Annotated in this window: 15 protein-coding genes and 1 pseudogene; 12 read left to right on the top strand and 4 right to left on the bottom strand. The window is 68.3% G+C overall.

The features are described from left to right. Nucleotides 1-741: 741 nt before the first annotated feature. Nucleotides 742-2,532, bottom strand: coding sequence for a GAF domain-containing SpoIIE family protein phosphatase (locus ACQP00_RS20450; protein ID WP_433221368.1), 1,791 nt, complete (start codon nucleotides 2,530-2,532; stop codon nucleotides 742-744). Between the two features lie 489 nt (nucleotides 2,533-3,021). Here ACQP00_RS20450 and ACQP00_RS20445 point away from each other — a divergent pair, with 489 nt between their 5' ends. The 9 genes and pseudogenes from ACQP00_RS20445 (at nucleotide 3,022) to ACQP00_RS20405 (ending at nucleotide 11,421) form a co-directional block, all read left to right on the top strand. Next, nucleotides 3,022-3,216, top strand: a complete 195-nt coding sequence (locus tag ACQP00_RS20445) for a hypothetical protein (RefSeq protein ID WP_433221366.1) — start codon at nucleotides 3,022-3,024, stop codon at nucleotides 3,214-3,216. Between the two features lie 108 nt (nucleotides 3,217-3,324). Further along, a complete protein-coding gene (locus ACQP00_RS20440; RefSeq protein ID WP_433221364.1) occupies nucleotides 3,325-4,128 on the top strand; it encodes an SAM-dependent methyltransferase in 804 nt (267 codons plus the stop codon). A gap of 268 nt (nucleotides 4,129-4,396) precedes the next feature. Further along, the gene (locus ACQP00_RS20435) at nucleotides 4,397-6,223 is read left to right on the top strand and encodes an EAL domain-containing protein (RefSeq protein WP_433221362.1); all 1,827 of its coding nucleotides are present in this window, start codon (nucleotides 4,397-4,399) and stop codon (nucleotides 6,221-6,223) included. Between the two features lie 541 nt (nucleotides 6,224-6,764). Further along, the gene (locus tag ACQP00_RS20430; RefSeq protein WP_433221360.1) at nucleotides 6,765-7,292 is read left to right on the top strand and encodes a hypothetical protein; all 528 of its coding nucleotides are present in this window, start codon (nucleotides 6,765-6,767) and stop codon (nucleotides 7,290-7,292) included. Next, nucleotides 7,289-7,603 carry a hypothetical protein gene (locus ACQP00_RS20425; RefSeq protein WP_433221358.1) on the top strand — a complete coding sequence of 105 codons (315 nt, stop codon included), beginning with the start codon at nucleotides 7,289-7,291 and terminating at the stop codon, nucleotides 7,601-7,603. The genes ACQP00_RS20430 and ACQP00_RS20425 overlap by 4 nt, the downstream gene beginning before the upstream one ends. 36 nt (nucleotides 7,604-7,639) lie before the next feature. Then, nucleotides 7,640-8,821: an FAD-binding oxidoreductase gene (locus ACQP00_RS20420; protein WP_433221356.1), complete on the top strand. Its 1,182-nt coding sequence runs from the start codon at nucleotides 7,640-7,642 to the stop codon at nucleotides 8,819-8,821. Between the two features lie 292 nt (nucleotides 8,822-9,113). Next, a pseudogene (locus ACQP00_RS20415) lies at nucleotides 9,114-9,488 on the top strand (transposase); the annotation flags it as partial. Between the two features lie 736 nt (nucleotides 9,489-10,224). Beyond that, nucleotides 10,225-10,623: an SDR family NAD(P)-dependent oxidoreductase gene (locus ACQP00_RS20410; RefSeq protein ID WP_433223924.1), complete on the top strand. Its 399-nt coding sequence runs from the start codon at nucleotides 10,225-10,227 to the stop codon at nucleotides 10,621-10,623. Between the two features lie 417 nt (nucleotides 10,624-11,040). After that, nucleotides 11,041-11,421: an STAS domain-containing protein gene (locus tag ACQP00_RS20405; RefSeq protein ID WP_433221354.1), complete on the top strand. Its 381-nt coding sequence runs from the start codon at nucleotides 11,041-11,043 to the stop codon at nucleotides 11,419-11,421. Nucleotides 11,422-11,580: 159 nt separating this feature from the next. Here ACQP00_RS20405 and ACQP00_RS20400 read toward each other — a convergent pair whose 3' ends face one another. From ACQP00_RS20400 to ACQP00_RS20390, 3 genes are all read right to left on the bottom strand, one after another. Next, nucleotides 11,581-11,976: a hypothetical protein gene (locus ACQP00_RS20400; protein WP_433223923.1), complete on the bottom strand. Its 396-nt coding sequence runs from the start codon at nucleotides 11,974-11,976 to the stop codon at nucleotides 11,581-11,583. Between the two features lie 35 nt (nucleotides 11,977-12,011). Then, complete coding sequence (locus tag ACQP00_RS20395; protein ID WP_433221352.1) at nucleotides 12,012-12,473, bottom strand: EamA family transporter; 462 nt, start codon at nucleotides 12,471-12,473, stop codon at nucleotides 12,012-12,014. A gap of 926 nt (nucleotides 12,474-13,399) precedes the next feature. After that, nucleotides 13,400-14,566, bottom strand: a complete 1,167-nt coding sequence (locus ACQP00_RS20390; RefSeq protein ID WP_433221350.1) for an EAL domain-containing protein — start codon at nucleotides 14,564-14,566, stop codon at nucleotides 13,400-13,402. A gap of 674 nt (nucleotides 14,567-15,240) precedes the next feature. Between ACQP00_RS20390 and ACQP00_RS20385 the strand changes: the two genes are divergently transcribed. The 3 genes from ACQP00_RS20385 (at nucleotide 15,241) to ACQP00_RS20375 (ending at nucleotide 18,869) form a co-directional block, all read left to right on the top strand. Beyond that, nucleotides 15,241-16,803, top strand: coding sequence for a diguanylate cyclase domain-containing protein (locus ACQP00_RS20385; protein WP_433221348.1), 1,563 nt, complete (start codon nucleotides 15,241-15,243; stop codon nucleotides 16,801-16,803). 1,193 nt (nucleotides 16,804-17,996) lie between these two features. After that, the gene (locus ACQP00_RS20380) at nucleotides 17,997-18,332 is read left to right on the top strand and encodes an STAS domain-containing protein (RefSeq protein ID WP_433221346.1); all 336 of its coding nucleotides are present in this window, start codon (nucleotides 17,997-17,999) and stop codon (nucleotides 18,330-18,332) included. A gap of 159 nt (nucleotides 18,333-18,491) precedes the next feature. After that, nucleotides 18,492-18,869: a hypothetical protein gene (locus ACQP00_RS20375; RefSeq protein WP_433221344.1), complete on the top strand. Its 378-nt coding sequence runs from the start codon at nucleotides 18,492-18,494 to the stop codon at nucleotides 18,867-18,869. Nucleotides 18,870-18,986 lie beyond the last annotated feature (117 nt).

Here is an 18,986-nt window from a genome sequence, read left to right as displayed (position 1 = left end):
GGTCGGTCAGTCGGCCTGGCAATGACATGTCCTGATCATCAAGGCGTCGCGCTGTGCTGCGAGGACTGGCCGGCTACCTGGATGTCCGACCCGTTCACTGGCTCGGACGCGACAGGAATCAAACCGTGCCTCGCGACAAACGGTGGACGCCCGAAGCGGTGGTAGGCTAGCTGGCCAGCCGACCTTATCCACGCGGGTTCCATGAAGGAAGCGCAGATCGGGCACCACCACGTTGCGGGATGCGTCATAGCTGACTCGACTACCCGATATTCCGGCCCGTATCCGCAGATTTGACACGACCCCTGAAGTCGCGACGTGACCATTGAGCTTCCCCAGTGCGTTGCAACCCGAACGCCCGACAGGCCCGCGAAATCGCGATCTGCGACAAGTCGACCTCGGCGGCCAGGGACCGAGTCGACCAGTGCGTGACGTCCCGCGGCGTCTGCGACTTCTTGCTGATCACCGGGTTCGCATTGTGTCAGCGAGCGCCAGGTCTGGCCCCGCCGTTGCTCGATGGCGGCCGTTGCGCCGGTCCTTAGCGAGCCGGTTCCGCCGCTTCTGCGCCAGCTGCGCGATGCCCCGAATCCCGCCGATCGCCATGGCTGCGTCCGCACCCGTTCGCGCAGGCCAGCAACCACCCGCAAGCGCCTGTGCATTCGACGAAGTATGCCAGCAGCCGCTCCAGTCGACAACGCCCGACCCGGCGGCTCAGCCGTCCCACTCAATGGCCGATATGTGCGTTTATTGGAGCCGCGATACGTTGCGGCAGGCAATGACAGCGACGTCGTCTTCGTGGTTGTGGCTGGTGAGGGACTCTACGAGGGTGTCGAGTAGGCGGTCCAGCGGGTGGCCGTGCAGGCTGGCGAGCAGGTCACGAAGTCTGCTGATGCGCTGGCGCATGTCGATCTCGCGCAGCTCGACGAGGCCGTCGGTGTAGAGCAGCAGTGTGGCGCCGGGCGGCAGCGTGACGATTCTGGTGCAGCGAGGCCTGGTGTGGTCGGCGCCGAGGAGCAGGTCGGAGCCGGTGAGGATGTCGATGCTGCCGTCGGCATGTTGCAGCAGGGGCGGGGGATGCCCCGCCGTGGACCAGGACAGGTCGAACGTGGCGGGCTGGAGGGGGTTCGGTTCGAGGCGGGCGACGACCGCGGAAGCGAGGATATCCAGGTTGAGCTGCTGGATGTTGGCATCTGTGCGGGTGAGGAGCTGGTCGGGTTTTTCGTCGCGGTCGTGGCCGAGGGCCCGCAGTGTGGTCCGGAGCTGGCCCATTCGCGCGGCGGCGGTGATGTCGTGGCCCGCGACGTCGCCGATGACGATGATGGTGGCGCCGGTTGTGGTCTGGAAGGCGTCATACCAGTCGCCTCCGACCTGATCGCCGGCGTGGGCGGCGTGGTAGCGGGCGGCCAGTTGCAGCCCTTCGGTCGGGGGTAGGGCGGTGAGCATGGCTTGCTGCAGGGTGGTGGCGGCGTCGATGCGATCTTGGAGCTGGAGGACGCGTTGGACGGCGAGGGCGGTGTAGCCGGCGAGGGTGGTAAGCGTGATCCGTTCGGCGGTGTCGGGGCTGTGGGGGTTGTCCCACCAGAAGGTGATGACGCCGATCGGTCCATCGGGACCGGGCAACGGGAGGCAGGCCAGCGCCGTGCGGCCGGCGGCGACCAGGTGCGGAGCGTGGTGCGGGAACTCGGCAGCGAGCGCGGCAGTGCTCGAGTAGTACAGCGCTGTGTTGTCCCGGAAGCTTCGTAGCATCGGTGAGCCACCGGTCTCGACGTCGTGCAGCCAGGCGCTCTGCCACTCTGGGTGCTGCACATTGGAGACGTGGATGTGCCGCTGGATGCCGGCGGTGTAGGCGATGCCGAGGCTTACGTACGCGGGGGCCACGGCAGAGTGCAGGAAGCGGCCGACGGCTTCGGTGACCGCTCCAATGGTGGTCGCGGCGCTCAGGTCTTCGCAGGCGGCCAGGAGCAGCGTGGTGTTGGCGAGCACGGTGTTGAACTTGCTGCGTTCGTTGAGCAGCGTTGCCGTACGCGCGGCTGTGATCTGTAGTCGGAGTGCTGCGGAGCAAGCGGCGGCAAGCCCGATCAACAGCTCGAGCTCTGCCGCCGTCCAGCTGCGGGATGCGTGGTCGATGACGATCAGTATTCCCAGTATCTGGCCGTCGGCGTCGGTCAGTGCCTCTCCTGCGTACGCGACGACGCCAAGTTCAGTGATCGCCGGGTTCCGGGCGATTCTGGGGTCGGGGCGAACGTCGTTGGCGATCATCGGGAGTCCGGCGGTGATGATGTGTTGGCAAAGCGAGTGCAGCGACTTCGTCTCCCGGCTGTCGTCCGCGGCCGCCTCAGGTTCCGGTTCCCGCGACAGGGCTCGGCGGCCATCGTCTATGAGCGACACGAGGGCTGCCGGGACCCGGATAGCAGCCCGCGCGATAGCGGCGAATCGATGCAACGCCTCGTCCGGCCTGGCGTCGGGCTCGGTCTGGACCGACGCAGCGAGCAGGGCATGCTCGGGCAGGTTATCGTGGCTGGGCTGATGCGACACGATCCCCCCTCGCGATGGCTCGCTGATGCCGCTCTCACGATTCCGTGCGACCTGCCGACGTTCGCAGCTCACCAGCCCGTGCGGATTACATGCTATCCGGCAATCAACTAGGCCCATATTCCTACCGGATTGCACGGACGCAGCCTCAGGCTTTGCTCGCTCGGAGGCTCGGCCGCCCGAGCGAGCAACTACCGCGCTCCGCGCCATCGGTCGAGCGCCGTGATTGCGACGCCCTACGGACCGGATACGTTCGTCGTGGGAGCAGCGGTCGGCACCTCTTGATACATCTCGGTAGCCGGTACGGCATCGCGTTCGAGCCGGACTGACGGTTGGAACGATGCAACAGCGTACCTACCGTAGATGCATGTGCACATTGCGCCCTGCCTATCAGCCCAGATCATCGGTTCCGCCGCTGCGGCCTGCAGCCAGGTCGGGTTCGACGGCTGTGGCTGACTCGGGCCATCGCTGATGACGGCTAAAGACAGCGCCGTGGACCTCGTGCTGGCTGAGTCTGACTACCGCTACGGCGCCGGGATTCTGCGGCTACGTATCGGGCAGATCGACCGTGGTGGAGACGGCGATGCGTGGCTTCCGGTTCGGGCAACCCAGCTGCGCGGGAACGGTTCGGAGGTCGGCACCGTCCACGTGCTTGTCCGGACCGCCAAGCTGCGCGGACTCGACTGAACAGAGCGCTAGAAGCCAGACGGCTCGCGTCGAGCTGACGCAACTGTAGCGAGTCTGCGAGGCCCGCTGGCGATCATCGGCTCGACACCGCCGGAAAGGGGTTGCACGTTGGTTCCGGATTGGGTCCCGGACGGAGTAGACATCACCACACCGAACGCAGCACGAGTCTACGACTACGCGCTCGGGGGACTCCACAACTTCGAGGTCGACCGCCGATTCGCCGACGAAGCGGAACGCGTCTGGCCGGGCGTATCCCAACTGGCACATGACAACCGCGCATTCCTGGGCCGGGTCGTACGGTGGCTGGCCAGTACTGGGGTGCGGCAATTCCTAGACATCGGCTCGGGCATCCCGACACTCGGCAACGTGCATGAGGTCGCGCAGCACGCGGCCGCAGACGCGCGAGTGGTGTACGTCGACATCGATCCGGTCGCCGTCGCGCATAGCCGACGGATTTTGCACGACAACCGATTCGCTGCCGCCACGCAAGGCGACTTGCGGCGGCCGCAGGACATTCTGAGCAACCCCGAGGTCAATCGGCTACTCGACCTGTCAGAACCAGTCGCGGTGCTGATGGTGGCAGTGCTGCACTTTCTCGACGACTCCGACGACCCGCCGGGTGTCCTCCAGCAGTTCGCTGACGCCACCGCGCCCGGCAGCTACGTGGCGATCTCCCATGCGGTACCCGCTATCGACGCTGCCGGGCAGGAAAACGTCCGGCGGTTGTACGAGCGTACGCCGACCGCATTCCATGTGCGCTCCGCAGCCCACGTGGCAGAGCTGCTCGCCGGCTGGCAAATGCTAGACCCTGGTCTGGTGCCGATCAGTGCCTGGCACCAGGATCCCGACGACGCCGACGATCCGGAGCAGCGTTCAGCTGTCGGTGGCGTCGCGCGCAGATCAGCCCGCTGAAGGGAGCATCCTGCCGCCTGGCGGTCAACACCACGTCCGGCGATGGCCCGACCGGCATTCACCCGTCCGGGCGACTTCATAGTCCTCGAGTGTCAGGTGCATTGACAATTGGTCTGCCGCCGGACGACGTCGGCACCCGGTCCACGGCGGAACGGAGGACGCCCGTGCGACACCCGACCACGTTGCCTCGACCTGCCGAGGCAACGGACGTTGCTTGCCATCAACGAGTCCCGTCATCGCACCGTGGGGCCTCGGAGAACCACACGTCGTGAGCAGCCTTCCACCGGAGACTCCTGCAGATAAGCCGCAGAAGGCCCTGCCGATTCCATGTCCACTCGTCGACAACGATCGCGTCACCACATTCGCAGCAGCCTGGGAACGTAGCCTGAGCCGGGCGAACTTCGTCCCCGGCGGACGGGCGCGCCGAACTCAGATCCTGCACACGCTGACCCAGAACCTGCTGAACGCTTTGACCAGCCCCGCCGACCACCCGCAAGCAGGCTTCGAGGTCGGCAGCGATCTCGTGCGCAATGCCCTGTCCGATCCGCAGGTCCTTGGAGCCAGCATGCGTATCCTGCGCCTGCGGCTCCTAGCCGAGCTGCGCATTGACAGCGCCGCTGCTACGGCCCGGCTCGCCGCGCTCATCGAGCAGCTGGCACTCGGATTCACCACCACGCTGCGGGATCATGCCCGCCGCGCAGCTGAGGACGTCAATCGCGACGAGCGTGAAGCTTGGCGAGCGCACCAGATGCAGCTGCAACACCAAGTACGGCACGCGCTGCTGCATGATGCCCTGACCAGCCTTCCGAACCGTGCAGCACTCACCGCCTACCTCGACGTTGTCATCAGTGAAAAGCCGTCGACACGAATCGGCGTCTGCCTGCTCAACATCCGACAGTTCGGCGCCATCAACCACACCCACGGCACTGCGACAGCGGACCGGATCCTGCAGCTCGCCGCACAACGGCTGCACGGTCTCGCCACGGAACGCGACTACTACCTTGCACACCTCGGCGGCGATACTTTCGCGCTGGTCGCCGAGGACACCGCAGGACCGGACGACGCCATCAAAGCCGCCGACAGTGCTCTACGAATGCTCCACCACCAGTACTGGCCCACCGGAAACCAACTGTCCATCACCGCGAGAGCGGGGGTCGTTGAACGCCCAATCGACCTAAGCACAGCCAGTGACCTGCTGCGTGCGGCGGCGCTGGCCTTGGCTTGGACTCGACAGGACAACCCCACAACCTCATGGACGCTGTTCGACCAGGCGCGAGAAGCACAGGACATGCGCCGCCACCAGCTTACCAACGCACTGCCACTCGCCCTGAGTCGCGGCGACTTCACTCTTGGATATCAGCCAATCATCCGCCTGCGCGACAACACGATCATCGGTATGCATGCGCTTCCTCGCTGGAGTCATCCAGACCTCGGCACCGTACCCGCCGGTGAATTCCTCGCCCTCGCCGAACAGCTCGGACTCCTCGTTCCGCTCAGCACCCACCTGCTCCAAACTGCCTGTTCCCGAGCCAAGACCTGGCAATCCGCTCCAGAACCGCCGATGCTGACCTTCGACTGTCCACTCTCCCAGCTCCGTGACCGCAACGTCGTCACCACAATCGTCGCGGCACTTGACACCACGGCCCTTCCGCCTAGCCGGCTGCAGCTCGCTGTCGCACAGGACGCCCTGCACGACCTCAGCGACGCCACCGCATTCACACTCGACGGGCTCGCCCGCACCGGCATCCAGATTGCCGTCAACAACACCGGCGGCCCGGCGCATCTCGCCGAGTCCCCAGTCAGCACCGTCATCCTTGACCAGCGCCTGACCGATGCGCTCGACCTCGCCCGGCCGGCCTACGCCTCCAGCGCTACAACGCTCGCTTGGCTCATCGAAATGTTCCACGACCTAGCCCGGACGGTCACGGCCGCACATGTCAACAATCGCGACCAACTTCACGCCCTCAGCGATCTGGGCTGCGACACCGCCCGCGGAAACTACCTTGCTCATCCCATGACCCCAGAAGCGGCCGACCGACTCTTCAACCCTAAGAATCCGCCGCCCCGCACGCCGGCCCCAGAAACATTCAAATAGCGCCGCGGCCCAGTGCCGAGCCCGAAAGATCCCGCTCGCAGATTGCCGCTGACGCAGCTTGATCACCTGTTGGCGCATGGCCGGTCTGGGGCCGCAAGGTCAGCCTCGTTGCTGTGCGCGAGGGACTTCCGCTTCAGCGCCGGCCCGAACCTCGTGGAAACCCAGTGAGCTGCGTTCATGCCGTCCGGTCTCACCGACGCGGGGCGCATCCGGCGTTGCTGCCGGCGCGCGGGCCCGAGTATGTCTGCAGATGTGCCAGGGCCCGGTCCAGGAACAGGGCGATCGGGTTCCCACTGGCGCCGGCCTGGTCGTAGCGGCCGACTCGCTGGTCGGGAGTGCCGCCGTCACGCCTGCCTGGGGTGTAGCAGTCCGTGCGCGGACGCGTGCGATCATCGCCGCGAACGGTGACGTCGGCTGCCCGCGTGCGTCGAGCCCCGGATCGATCCGCTGCCCGGTGGCGACGCACACCGTCACGCCGATGTCGATGAAATGTCGATGAAATGTCGATGGGCGGACGCGACGATCGGCGGATGTTTAGGCCATGTCGATGAACGCGACCGATCTCGGCGCGGTGCTGCGGGTCCTCCTGCGGTCGTACCTGGACACGGCCGAGCCGGTGCTCGCACGGATCCCGGGCGGACAGCTCGGCTACGAGGTTCTCGGAGCCGTCGCTGATGGATACGACGGCACGCAGCAGGCCATGGCCGCCCGGCTCGGCATCGACCGGTCGGTGCTGACGAACCGTGTCGACGACCTCGTCCGGGCGGGACTGCTCAGCGGCGCGTCGCGCCCGCCGACCGGCGCTCGCGGCGCCTCGCGGTCACCAGGGCCGGCCGGTCAGCACTGGACGATGCGCGCGTACAGCTCCACCGGTCGGAAGCAGAAGTCCTGGCCGGACTCGAGGAACGCCGGCGGCCGGTGTTTCTCGAACTCCTCCAGGAGCTGGCGCGGACGGGCCACCGGTAGGACGTCGCGCGGACGTCAATCCGGCGGCGACCGGCCGTCAACATTCCCCCGGTGTGCTCGGGGCGCAACGATTCCCACACTGCATTGGATGGACCCGACATGAGCGGTCACAGTCCCGTTCCGCTTCCCGACACCCGCCTCGGTCGCCGGACAGTCCTCGGCCTCGGCGCCGCCATCGGCACGGCCGCGCTCCTGGCCGCCTGCGACACACCGGCGGCCGAGCCAGCGCCAGGTGGTCCCGCCAGCCCGGCCCCGATCGGACCCGCCGACGCCGCGACGCTGCAGTCCGGTGTCTCCGGCAGGGTCCTGCTTCCCGCGGATGCGGGCTTTGCCGAGGAGGTCGCCGCCTACAACCTCACGGCGACGCTCAAGCCCGCCGTCGTCGTCGCGGCGCGGACCGCGGCCGACGTGTAGGCCGCCGTACAGTTCGCCGCTGAGCGAAACCTGCCGGTGGGGGTCATCACCACTGGTCACCAGCACTCAGTACCAGTTGACGGCGGCCTGATGATCTCCACCCGGGCCATGCAGCAGGTCCTGATCAACGCCGAACAGCGCACCGCCCGCGTCGAGGCCGGCGTCCGGTGGGGGCAGGTCGTGCCGAAGGCGGCCAAGGCCGGGCTGGCCCCGCTCAACGGGTCGACCGGCGGGGTCGGCGTGGTCGGCTACACCGTCGGCGGCGGGCTCAGCCCGACGCTGGGCCGGGCCCTCGGGTACGCCGACGATCACGTCACTAGCCTCGACGTCGTCACCGCTGACGGCCAGCTGCGCACCGCCACCGCGACGACCGAGAAGGACCTGTTCTTCGCCGTCCGCGGCGGCAAGAGCAACTTCGGTATCGTCACCGCGGTCGAGTTCCGTCTCTTCCCGGTGCAGACGCTGTACGCCGGCAACCTGTTCTTTCCTGGGGAACTCGCGAAGGACGTGCTCAACGCATACCGCACCTGGGTCGCCACAGTGCCGGAGGCGATGTCCTCGTCGGTGGCGCTGATGCGAATCCCGCCGTTGCCGAGCGCGCCCGAGCCGCTGCGCGGGCGCTTCGTCGTCACCGTCCGCATCGCTTACGCCGGTTCGGCCCTCACGGGCGCCGACCTGGTCAAGCCGCTGCGCGCGATCGGGCCGATGGTCCTCGACACCGTCACCGAGATCCCGTACACCGACTTCGCCTCCATCCACGCCGACCCGGTCGACCCGGTGCCCGCCTACGAGCGGACGGCGCTGCTGCGAGAGCTGTCCGCCGCGACCGTCGACGAGCTCGTCGCGGTGGCCGGTCCGGGGGCGGCCGTACCGCTGACGATGGTCGAGCTCCGCCACCTCGGCGGGGCGCTGGCCCGGCCGCCGGCGGTCCCCAACGCCGTCAGCAACCGCGACGCCGCCTTCACCCTCTTCACCGCCGGCGTCGGCGCCCCCGCGGACACCGCAGCCATCACCCGGCAGCAGGACGAGCTAATTCGGCGCATGCGGCCGTGGAGCACGGGTCAGACGTACCTGAACTTCCTGTCCAGCGCGGACGCGACAGCCGAACAGGTGCGGACCGCGTTCATTCCCGAGACGTATAACCGCCTGGTCCAGTTGAAGCAGCAGTACGACCCGACGAACATGTTCCGGCTCAACCACAACATCAAGCCGGCCTAACCCGAGCCTCGGCAGCGTTCCGGCGGCGCGGCACCGCGGCCATAGGCCGCACGTGGTCCGCCTTCGTCCCTACGGCGACGAGCCGAACGGCGACGAATGGCCGCGGTGCCGCGAGGGAGGGCTCAACAGCACTCTGTCGGGCCCTCCCTCGTCATGCCCGACCGCAACGCGCTTGCTGGGTCGCGTCCACCGAGGTGGTGTACGGCTCGCCCACTTTGGGTTTCTATGTCGGAATGGGAGCGGCCACCGCTAGATCCTTCGGAACGACGAAGAACTAGAGGAGACCCAAGCGATGGCCGCACCTGTGCGTGTGGACGGTGCCGCGTTCCTGCGCGAGCATGTCGAGTCCGCGTCACCCGATCTGCTGCGCACGATGGTGAAGACGTTTGCCGAAGCGCTGATGTCCGCGGAGGCCCACGCGCTGTGCGGTGCCGGCTACGGCGAGCGCAGCGACGAGCGGGTCAATTGCCGTAACGGCTACCGGGCTCGGGACTGGGACACCCGGGCCGGGACGGTAGAGCTCGCGGTCCCGAAGGTGCGGCAGGGGTCGTACTTTCCGGACTGGCTGCTGCAGCACCGCCGCGGTCTCGGTGGTCGCGACGGCGGATCTGCTCGGGTGTCGACCCGCCGGGTCGAGAAACTCGTCGAGCAGCTCGGTATCGCGGCCAGGCAGGGCACGGGTGCTGAACAGGTAGGCCAGCGCGACGTTCCGGCGTGTTAGGTCGCGGACGAATATCGCCGCGCCACTCCCGAATGAGGGCAGCACCCGCACCGCGCCGTCACCTCTAACGCCAGCTCCACCGTGCGCGCCCACCTCAACAGCCGCTGCCAGCCCGCTGTCCACATATTCGGACTCGAATCCGCAGAAGACGCCGGAGGCCCCGTCTCGCCGCACGAGCCGCCAAACCAACGGCAACCTTCGTGGCTGCGGGCCGGCTAAAACGATCACCGCCGGCCCAGCCCATCGGGGGTACAGCACCGCAATCGACAAGCCCTACGTCACAGCCGGCACGGTCAACAACGCGGACCGGCTCCCAATGCACCTACCCGCCACCGGACGCACCACCGCGCGGATCACGAATCCGAGGCGGCGGGCGGGCTCCGGCGCGCCCAAGTCGGTGCCGGCACATGCCGGCATACCCTGCGGACGTCGCACGCCCGCCGCCGAGGCCGGACTTAGATCGCTTCGTGTGTACGCACGAATCGCGTGGGCATCAGTGAGGGCGTTGCATCCCTGTTCGGGGTGACGGCTGCCCGATGGCGTTGATGGGCCGGCCCGCCTCCGGTGCGACGATGCGTGTGGATGTGCGGTGGACGATGAGTGATGCGAGGTTTGGCGTGCCTGCAGAGCACATCTTGATGACCGGTTCTCCAGTGGTCTTGGCGCCGCGGCGGCGGCGCGGCTGGCGGCCGCCGGCCACCGTGTCCTGATCGCCGGCCGGTCGGCGGAGCGCAGGGAGCGGACCGCCGAGATGATCGGTGCCCATCCCCTGACCGCGGATTTCGGCCACCTCGAGCAGGTGCGCGACCTGGCCGTGCGGGCCCGCGCGGCGCTGGCAGGCCGGGGCCTGGACGTGCTCATCAACAATGTCCGCGGCCTGTTCCGCAGCTATGCCCTCACGCCGGGCGGGCACGAGACGACGTTCCAAGTCAACCACCTGGCGTCGTTTCTGCTCACGAGCCTGTTGCTGGCCGAGGTGCAGTCCGCACACGGCACGGTGATCAATACCGTGACCGCGGACGGCAGACAGGGCCTGCGCCGCGTCGCCGTTGACGAGCTCGGCCGCCTGCAGCCTTACTAACCGGCGGGCGCCGATCAGCACGCACTGATGGCCACCGTCCTGTTCACCCACGGCCTGCACCTGCGCTACCGCGAACAGGGCGTCACCGCCGTGACCTGGCAGCCCAGCCTTACGACACCCGACACAGCCCGGGCACGCTCCAGCCTCGGCCGGAAGCCCGCGGGTACCGTACTGCCCGGAACCAGCTCAGCGACAGCAGATGACGGCGCCGGCGACTCGTACACCTCGCCGTCGGCGGGCCCGGCGGGCTGCTGTCCGGCGGGTATTACCGCGAACGCGCCCTCTCAGCGGCCTCGACGACGCGGCCAGCGCATTCTGGGATCGCAGTGCCGCGCTGGTCGCCCTGGCCGACCGATGATCGCGCTAGACCGATTCGACCGATTGGGTATTTGCCGTCCGACAAGTAATAGTGGTGTGGTGTTGTTCCAGCTGACGAGCGCCGTGCAGGGGTCGTGTCTGATCGTGAGCGTCCGCGGCGAGATCGACTCCACGGTCGCCGATGATCTCCGCTCCGCGCTGCGCGCCGCGGCAGGCGACGCTGCCGACCTGCCTGGCCATGGCACCCTGATCGTCGACGTCACCGGTGTGGCGTACCTGGACTCGGTCGGCTTGGGCGTGCTGGTCTCTACCGCCAAACACGTCAGGAGTACCGGAAGCGACCTGCAGCTCGTAGCGCCGCACCACATCCGCCGCCTGCTGGAAATCACCGGTCTGGACGGATTCATCCCCGCGGCCGCGACGCTACAAGATGCCACAGCGCCGCCCTGTGACGGGTTCCACAGCGAAGCCTCCAGCTGATCAGCTGGCGCGACCGGGCCCGTACAGCAACCGCACCGCCGACGTTGAATGCTGCTGCGGCGAACCGGGGCAGTCATGGTTGCGCCGGACCACCACTGCAGAAACCCAATGGTGTGATGTGAGTGCGGCGGCCGCCCGGCACGACCGCGCCAGCGTGCTTCAGACGGCCAGGAAGGCTCCGCCCGCGAGCGCGGCCAGCACGCCCCACCTGCGGGGGGCAGTCAGCCGCTCATGCAGGAACCACGTCCCGAACAGCACGGTCACGGCCGGATACAGGGACGACAACACGGCCACCGAACCGAGCACTCCCATCGTCGACGCGATCGCGAACGCGGCGTCCCCGGCAGTGTCGGTCAACCCGACGGCGACGATGCCAGCGACCGCTGCTGCGCCGACTACCGGCCGGTCGGCTCGCTTTTTCGCACCAGGCCCAGACGGATCATGGCGCCGGTACCGCACCGCCGCCGTGATGAGCAGGCTCACCCCGAGCATGCCCGATGAGGTGCGGGCCAACGCAGTCGCCCATACCGCATCCACAGCACTGGATCGCTGCATCATCACCAGGAACGCGCCGAAACCGAGCGCGGCCCCTATGCGTAGAGCAGCGCCACTGCGGGCTTCGGCGCACTCGAGCTGGTCGGGCCGGCAGGCCAGCTCACGAGGGTGACGCCCGCCAGGACCACGGCGATACTGGCTGCGTCATCGATCGACAGCCGCTCGCCGCGGATCACCCCCCACGTCAACGGGACCAGAGCCGCGACCGCCGCGACGGGCGCCACTACCGCTAACGACCCCTTGCGCATCGCCAGGTACAGCAGGCCGAGAGCCGGCGTCCTACACAACCCGGCGAGCACCGCCCACCAAAGCTGTCCATCGCGCGGCACCGTCGTACCATTCGCGACGAGCAGCACGACCGCCAGTGCCAATCCTGCGACCTTTGACCAGCCCAGGACAACCAGCACCGGCAGCCGGCGCGACCACAACCCAGCCAAAAACTCCGAGCTTCCCCATCCCAGCGCCGCGAGCGCCGCGAGGCCCAACGCTGACAACATTGCTGTTCCCCTCAATCACCGGTATGGCACCGCAACGTGGCACCACGACCGACGGAACAGCGACGCTGTCGACACTGGATTAACACCGGATCGATACGGTGATGCGTATCCCGCTGCCCCGGCCCGCCGCCGACACTGACCTGCAGCCTTCGCTAGGGCGGCGCCGCAAACGTTCGCCTGGTGTGCGGGGGTAGCGGTATCCGTACGTGTGTGCTATTGCTGTGGGTGCCGCGTCGTCGGGATCCGGGTGGGCCCCGAGTGGTGTATTGCACCGCCCGGGTCGGGTTGCGGCTGACCCGGGCGCAGCGGAACCGTTGCTTCGGGTTGCTGCGGTAGGCCGGTGACGTGCGGGCGTGTGCTGGACTCGACAGCCGGCGCCGGGACGTGCCGTTGGCCGGTTATCAGGCGTTGTGCCGGGAGTTGTCGGCGTCCGGGCCGGGAACGTTCAGAGAGCTGGACACGACTGGCGCCCGGTCGGTGCTGCGCCGGTTCCCGGACGCGCGGTTCGCGGCGGCGAAGGCCCGAAACGCGGGCGGCGTGTCGGCCCGGTAGCGAGTGGCTGCAAAGTTAGCGTCGTGAACGCAGACGCAGGCCGGGGCGGCCAGCCCGCCGACGGCGTGAGCTCAACTGCCCACGGTTCAAGCTCACGCGTCGACGTAAGCCCCGATCATTCGGCTGCCAGCCGTGCGGTTGCGCATGCCTGGCACGCCCTGTGCCGCTTCAGATGCGCCCGAGGGTTTGACCGGCCCGCCCCTGCCAGGATGCAGGACACCCGAGGCGGAGATTCACACAGTCGTCCGCCACCGATGCAACGAACCGCTAGGGACACAACGCGAAACCGCCGCTGGCACACCGGCCTCTTAATCACCTACACTTCCCGCCGAGCCCGGCATCTTCCCCCGTGGATGCCGGTCTCCCCAACGACACTATGGGTGCCGGGTGAGGAGTGCGCGGACGATCTCGGCGACGGCCGCTGTGTCGCTGAGGACCATGAGGCCGCCGTCCGGCCCGGGACGGACGCTGATAGCGTGGCTGTAGCCGGCACCAAGAACCGCCGCAGTGAACTCGCCAGGGACCGGCTGGTCGAGCAGGATCACTGAGCGGGCGTGGCCGAGCAGTTCGCTGAGGGAGCCGGTAATGCCGGCGGGGATCGGCTGCGGGCTCGCGGCGACCACGACCGCGGTGTCGTCCGCTGCCACCGCATCACGCAGGATCGTTACCGCTGCCGCGATCGTGGCAGTATCCGCGGGACCAGCATCGTCGTACTGTGCGGCGAGGGCGAACGGGGTGCCGTGAGGCAGGTGGAATCCGGGCCGTGCGGGGCGCAACGCGCCAGCGATGTCTGGGCTGTAGTCCCCGGAGAATGCGCCGATCGGCGCGGGCCGTCCGAAGTGCCAGCCCTGGCCCCAGTGCGCGCCGAGGGCTCGGGCCGTGGCCAGGTCTTCGGGGGTCTCGATACCCTCGGCGACGATGACTGCCCCGGTCCGGGCTGCCTCGGCCCGCACGACGGCGCACACTGTCCTGGTGTGCACGGCGTCGGGGTTTCGAACAAGATGCATGTCGAGCTTGATAATCTCGGGTTCCAGAACTGGCAGCAATGCGAGGGAGAGCGGGTCGACGCCGACGTCGTCAAGTGCGATGGCGTTGCCATACTGCTCAACCCCGGCAGCGATGCGCAGCAGGCTGCCAGGCACGGTCGGCAGCGCCCGTTCGGTGAACTCCAGGACTTGCCGGAACGGCAGCCCAGCCGCGATGAGCTGAAGCAACCGGGGTGACAGCGGCTGATCGAGGACTGCAGGTTCGGCGTTGACGAACACCAGCGGCGGCGGCCGTTCGGCCGTCACTGCGCATTCCAAGGCCCGTTCGGCACACAACATGTCGAGCTCGCCGAGCCGTCCGGCGGCGCGCGCGGCCGCGAACAACCGGTCCGGGAATGCCAAGGGGCTGTCTTGCGGTCCGCGGGCGAGGGCCTCGAGGCCAACGGCAGCGCCGGTGGCCAGGTCGACAATCGGCTGGAACACCGGCCAGATGTCGCGCCGGTCGATGATGTCGGCGATGGTCCTGCCGGTCGCGCTCACCGTTGTGTGCGTCATCGGGCTCCCCACGATCGGGCCGGGACGGCCGCTACTCTATCGACCGCCGCAGCCCCGACTCCACAAGAACGCACGATGAATCTGCACTCCGCGAGCTGGGCTGCAACGCCCGGCCGGTCAAGGCGCGACCACGGTCTGCCGATTGGGTCGGTGACCAAAGGCGCTGGGCGCCGGAGTGGTGGTGTTGGTGCAGGCGGTGCAGCGGTGTGCAGAGCGCTACGCCGGGCAGATACATGCGTCACGCCGAGTCAAACGACGGAGCTATCGCGGCGCTGAGCGGCGGAATCGTCTCGGTTGTCGGCGTCCTGGCGGCACACGGCTCAGTGAGTAGGTCCGTTGGCGCGCGGCCTTGCCGGCGACACAGGTGTCCGCAGCAGCTGCTAAAGTAGCCAATCGGATTCCGCCCTGTCCAAACACGCGCCCTACGTCGTGGCAGCGCTCTGCGCCTCGGTCCAATATCTCGGGCGGCGAGCGAGTCCCGGGCCAACGCCACTCGCCGACCGCATCCCGGTTCGTCGTTGAGGGCACGGGCGCGTCGACGAGCGTGGAGGGCGGCCCGGTCGCCGGTCGCGACACCGAACGCCGGCGGCGACGCGACGATCTGCGTCGGCCAGGTTAACTCGCCCCGGCTGGTACTGAACCCGTGATCTCGCGTAACTGCTCAGCTGCCGGGTTTGTCCGCCGATCAGCCTGGTGTGCCGGTCGTGCTCTCCGGGCTCGTGCTCGTGGCGTACTTCACCTGGATGGCGCTCGTGCCTTCCGGAGGGCTGCTGGCGACCGTCGGCGGCGGTGCGACCGCGACCGCCATGTCGCTCGTGGCCGGGATTGCAGCCCTGCGGGCTGGCCACCGGGCCTGGCGCGGTGGCGGCTGGGCCGACCGGGCCGGGTGGTCCCTGCTCGGCGCTGGCATGCTCTGCTGGACCGTCGCCGACACCGTCTGGCTTGCCTACGTCCTGCGCGGCGTCGTCCCGGTCCCATTCCCGTCAGTCGTCGATGCCGGATTTCTCGGGTTGGTGCCGCTCTGTGTCGCCGGTCTCGCCATGCTGACCGGCCTTGGCCATCGCGGCGTCCGGGCGCTGCTGGATGGGCTCATCATCACTGGCTCGCTACTGGTGGTGAGCTGGATCCTGCTCGCCGGCCCGCTCTTCGCCGCGGGCGGGGCGACCTGGCTGGAGGAGACGGTCACTCTCGCCTACCCGCTCGGTGACGTCGCAATCGCCAGCCTGGCGTTCATCGCGCTCGCCCACGGCCGGCGCCCCGACCGGTCCGCCCTGGCCCTGGTCGGCTTCGGGATGATCGGGCTGGCCGTCGCCGACAGCGGATACGCCATCATGACCCAACTGTCCGCCTGGAACACCAGTACCCTCGCGAACGCCGGCTGGATCGTCGGCTTCATGCTCGTGGCCCACGGCGCGGCCCGGGGCGGCGCCGCCACGGGCGCCCGTGACGGGCAACTCTCGGCGGCGTGGCTGGCCTTGCCGTACCTCCCCCTGGCCATCGCGATCGGCGCGTCGGTCGCGCTGATCTTTACTCGCGGCAGCGCCGGCCCGTTCGTCGCCATCGTCTTCGTCGCCATCGTCGATGCGCTGCTCATTGCCCTTGTGGTGGCGCGCCAGATGGTCGCCCTGCGCGACAACGCGGCTCTGACCGCGCGACTGCAGCGCCTCGTCGGCGAGCTGCAGAGCCGCGAGGACGAACTGCGGTTCCTGGCCTTCCACGACCCGCTGACCGGCCTGGCCAACCGCGCCCTGTTCCAGGACCGGCTGGCCCGAGCCCTCCTGACCCGCCTGCGCACCCCCGCCCCGCTCGCCGTGCTCTACGTGGACCTCGACGGGTTCAAAACCGTCAACGACAGCCTCGGCCACGAAACCGGCGACAGCATCCTGGTCGACGTCGCCACTCGCCTGCGCGACTGCCTGCGCCCCGAGGACACCGCCGCCCGCCTCGGTGGCGACGAGTTCGCCATCCTGCTCGACGCCGTCCCGCTGCCGGCCGTCACCGCTGTCGCCGCCCGCATCGTCGCCGCCCTCGACCAGCGAGTGGAGGGCGCACCGGCCCGGATCGGCGCGAGCGTGGGGGTCGCGTTCCACGAGACCGGCGACAGCCTCGCGGAAGACCTGCTGCGCTGTGCCGATCTGGCCATGTATGCGGCGAAATACCGCGGCAAGGCCTGCTATGTTCTCTTCGAACCCCACCTGCGCGACGAGGTAGCGCTCGGCCGCCCGGCGGCCTCCTAGCCGTTGCCCGGCCCGCCAGCCACCCGGAGGAGGACCCAACACCTGGCTATGGCGGTGTTCGACGGCCCCGCCGGGACTGCGCAACACGGCCCCATATGCATTTCGATGCATCGACTGCCCGGACGGACGAGGTTGGCCCCACCCGATACCGCGCCTGCCCGGCATTGTCGATGCACGGCGATCAGGTCGATCACGTCGCTGGGCAGCCGATTCGACTGAGCGGCACGGTCGAGGGCCAGACGGCAACGTAACGCGCGTCGTCCTTGGTGCAGTTGCCGCTGCTGGGGCCGGCTGTGCGTTGTAGAGGTTGCGGGCGCCGGTTATTCATGCTGGTCAGGCGGGCCTCGAACCCTCCGGCGTTGCCAGGGCCAGGCATGCGGTCACCGCGCACCGGGCATCGACGGGCATGTGGAGCCAGTTTCGACCGTCACGGCCAGGCCTACGTGAGGCGCCGCCTTGCTGGGTCCGAATATCTCCGTCCGGGTGGGACCGACCAGCTCCGTCATAGCCAAAACACCGTCAAACAGCCGCAACTCAACCTGTTCAGAGGTTCGCCCCCACCCCTGGACGTGATCGCGTCGAACTCGGTTGGCCGCCGACGTTGCCGAGAATTTGCGGTCGGTACTCGCAGTTTCTGCCTTTACACCGGCTCACCGTCTGACCCATCCGAGTGTGACAAGCACCAGCGGGTCGGGCCGTAGCCCGCGGACTCCCCCGGCGTGTGCCCGGGCGGGCGGATGGCGGCGATTACTGCTGTCGAACTTGCTCCGCATCGTCATGGGGGCGGGATCCTCCTGCTCCCTTGGCTAGCCCCCAGTCGATCGCCGGCGTGTTCGCGTTCGACGAGCGGCAGCTGACCGACTGGCAGGACCCGTTCAGCTACGGCGAACACCTGCTCAATCCCGCCTCTGGAATGAATCTCACCCTACAGAACCGGCAGTCCGTGTTCCTGGCGGTCGCCTCCGTGGCCGGTGCTGTTGATTTTTCTGCGGTAGCGCGGCTCACCCGGATTCCAACCCCTTCTACTCATCGCACACCTGCACCGGTATCAAGAGGTAGCCCGCCCGGTAGCGCCACGCGAACCAGGATTGCGCCTGACGCGTGGAACCGCCGGTCGGCACGCTGCACGGGCGCCGGCGCCGGCGCCGGCAGGCTAGGATGTGCCGTCCGCCGGTGGACGAGGGGAGACCGTCATGCACCTGTCCGTGACCTCCGCTCCCGGGACGTCGCCGGTGATCGTGGCCGTCGCCGGGGAACTCGACGTGGCCACCACGGCTGAGCTGCGGCAGTTCCTGCACGCCCGCATCGACGACGGCGCCACGATCCTGATTGCGAATCTAACCGAGGTGGCGTTCCTGGACTCCACCGCGCTAAGCGTCTTCGTCGGGGTGCACAAGCGGCTCCGCGAGGGCGGGGGCGGCCTGACGCTCATCAGCCCGCACGAACGGCTGCTGCGAATTTTCCGCATGACCGCCCTCGACCACGTCTTCACCGTGCTCACCACGCCGCCCGGCACCGCCACGCCGTGAAGCAACACCTGCCGACTGGCGGTTGGCTGGGGTGCTCGGACGCCACCCGCGCGCGTCCGCCGGTTGCCCCGCTCGATAGGTCGAGATCCGCGACTGGCGTGACCAAGTCGTCGCCGCTCGCGTCCATGACGTCCGGCAACCGAGGTCGACCAGGATGCGGTGTTCCCTCCCGGGTCCGCGGGTTTACGGCAGGGCGAGATCTACTTCCTGCAGGCGACCAACACGTTCGACGTGACACTTGGCTTCTACATAAACGAGAACGGACTGGAAGGGCTGACGCTGCCGGTCTCTGTCTGCCTGTACCGGGAGAAGGGTCTGGCGGACCGCCCGGCCCACGCCCCGATCGACACGGACGAAGTGTGGGCCTCGGCGGGTTTCGTCGAGTGGCGGCTGTCCGGATGCGGAGCCCGACAGCCCGCACGCACGCAGACCCAGGACGAGTGCATGTCGCTCGCGCCGTTGAAGGACCAGAACATCGCGAGGTTCTGCATACGCCCTAACCCGCTACGTGAGATGCCTCTGGCCCACGAAAAATAGCACCGCGGTTCCGCGACCGCGGTGAAAAGCTCGAGGATCTCGTCCAGGTCGCATGCGTCGCCCTCGTGCGTTGCCGGCGCTGGTTAATCCTGCCCCGGAGTGCTGCACGGTGGGCCC

The organism is Dactylosporangium sp. CS-047395 (genome assembly GCF_050942185.1).
Lineage (GTDB): Bacteria > Actinomycetota > Actinomycetes > Mycobacteriales > Micromonosporaceae > Dactylosporangium.
This window is presented reverse-complemented; position numbering and strand designations above follow the sequence as displayed.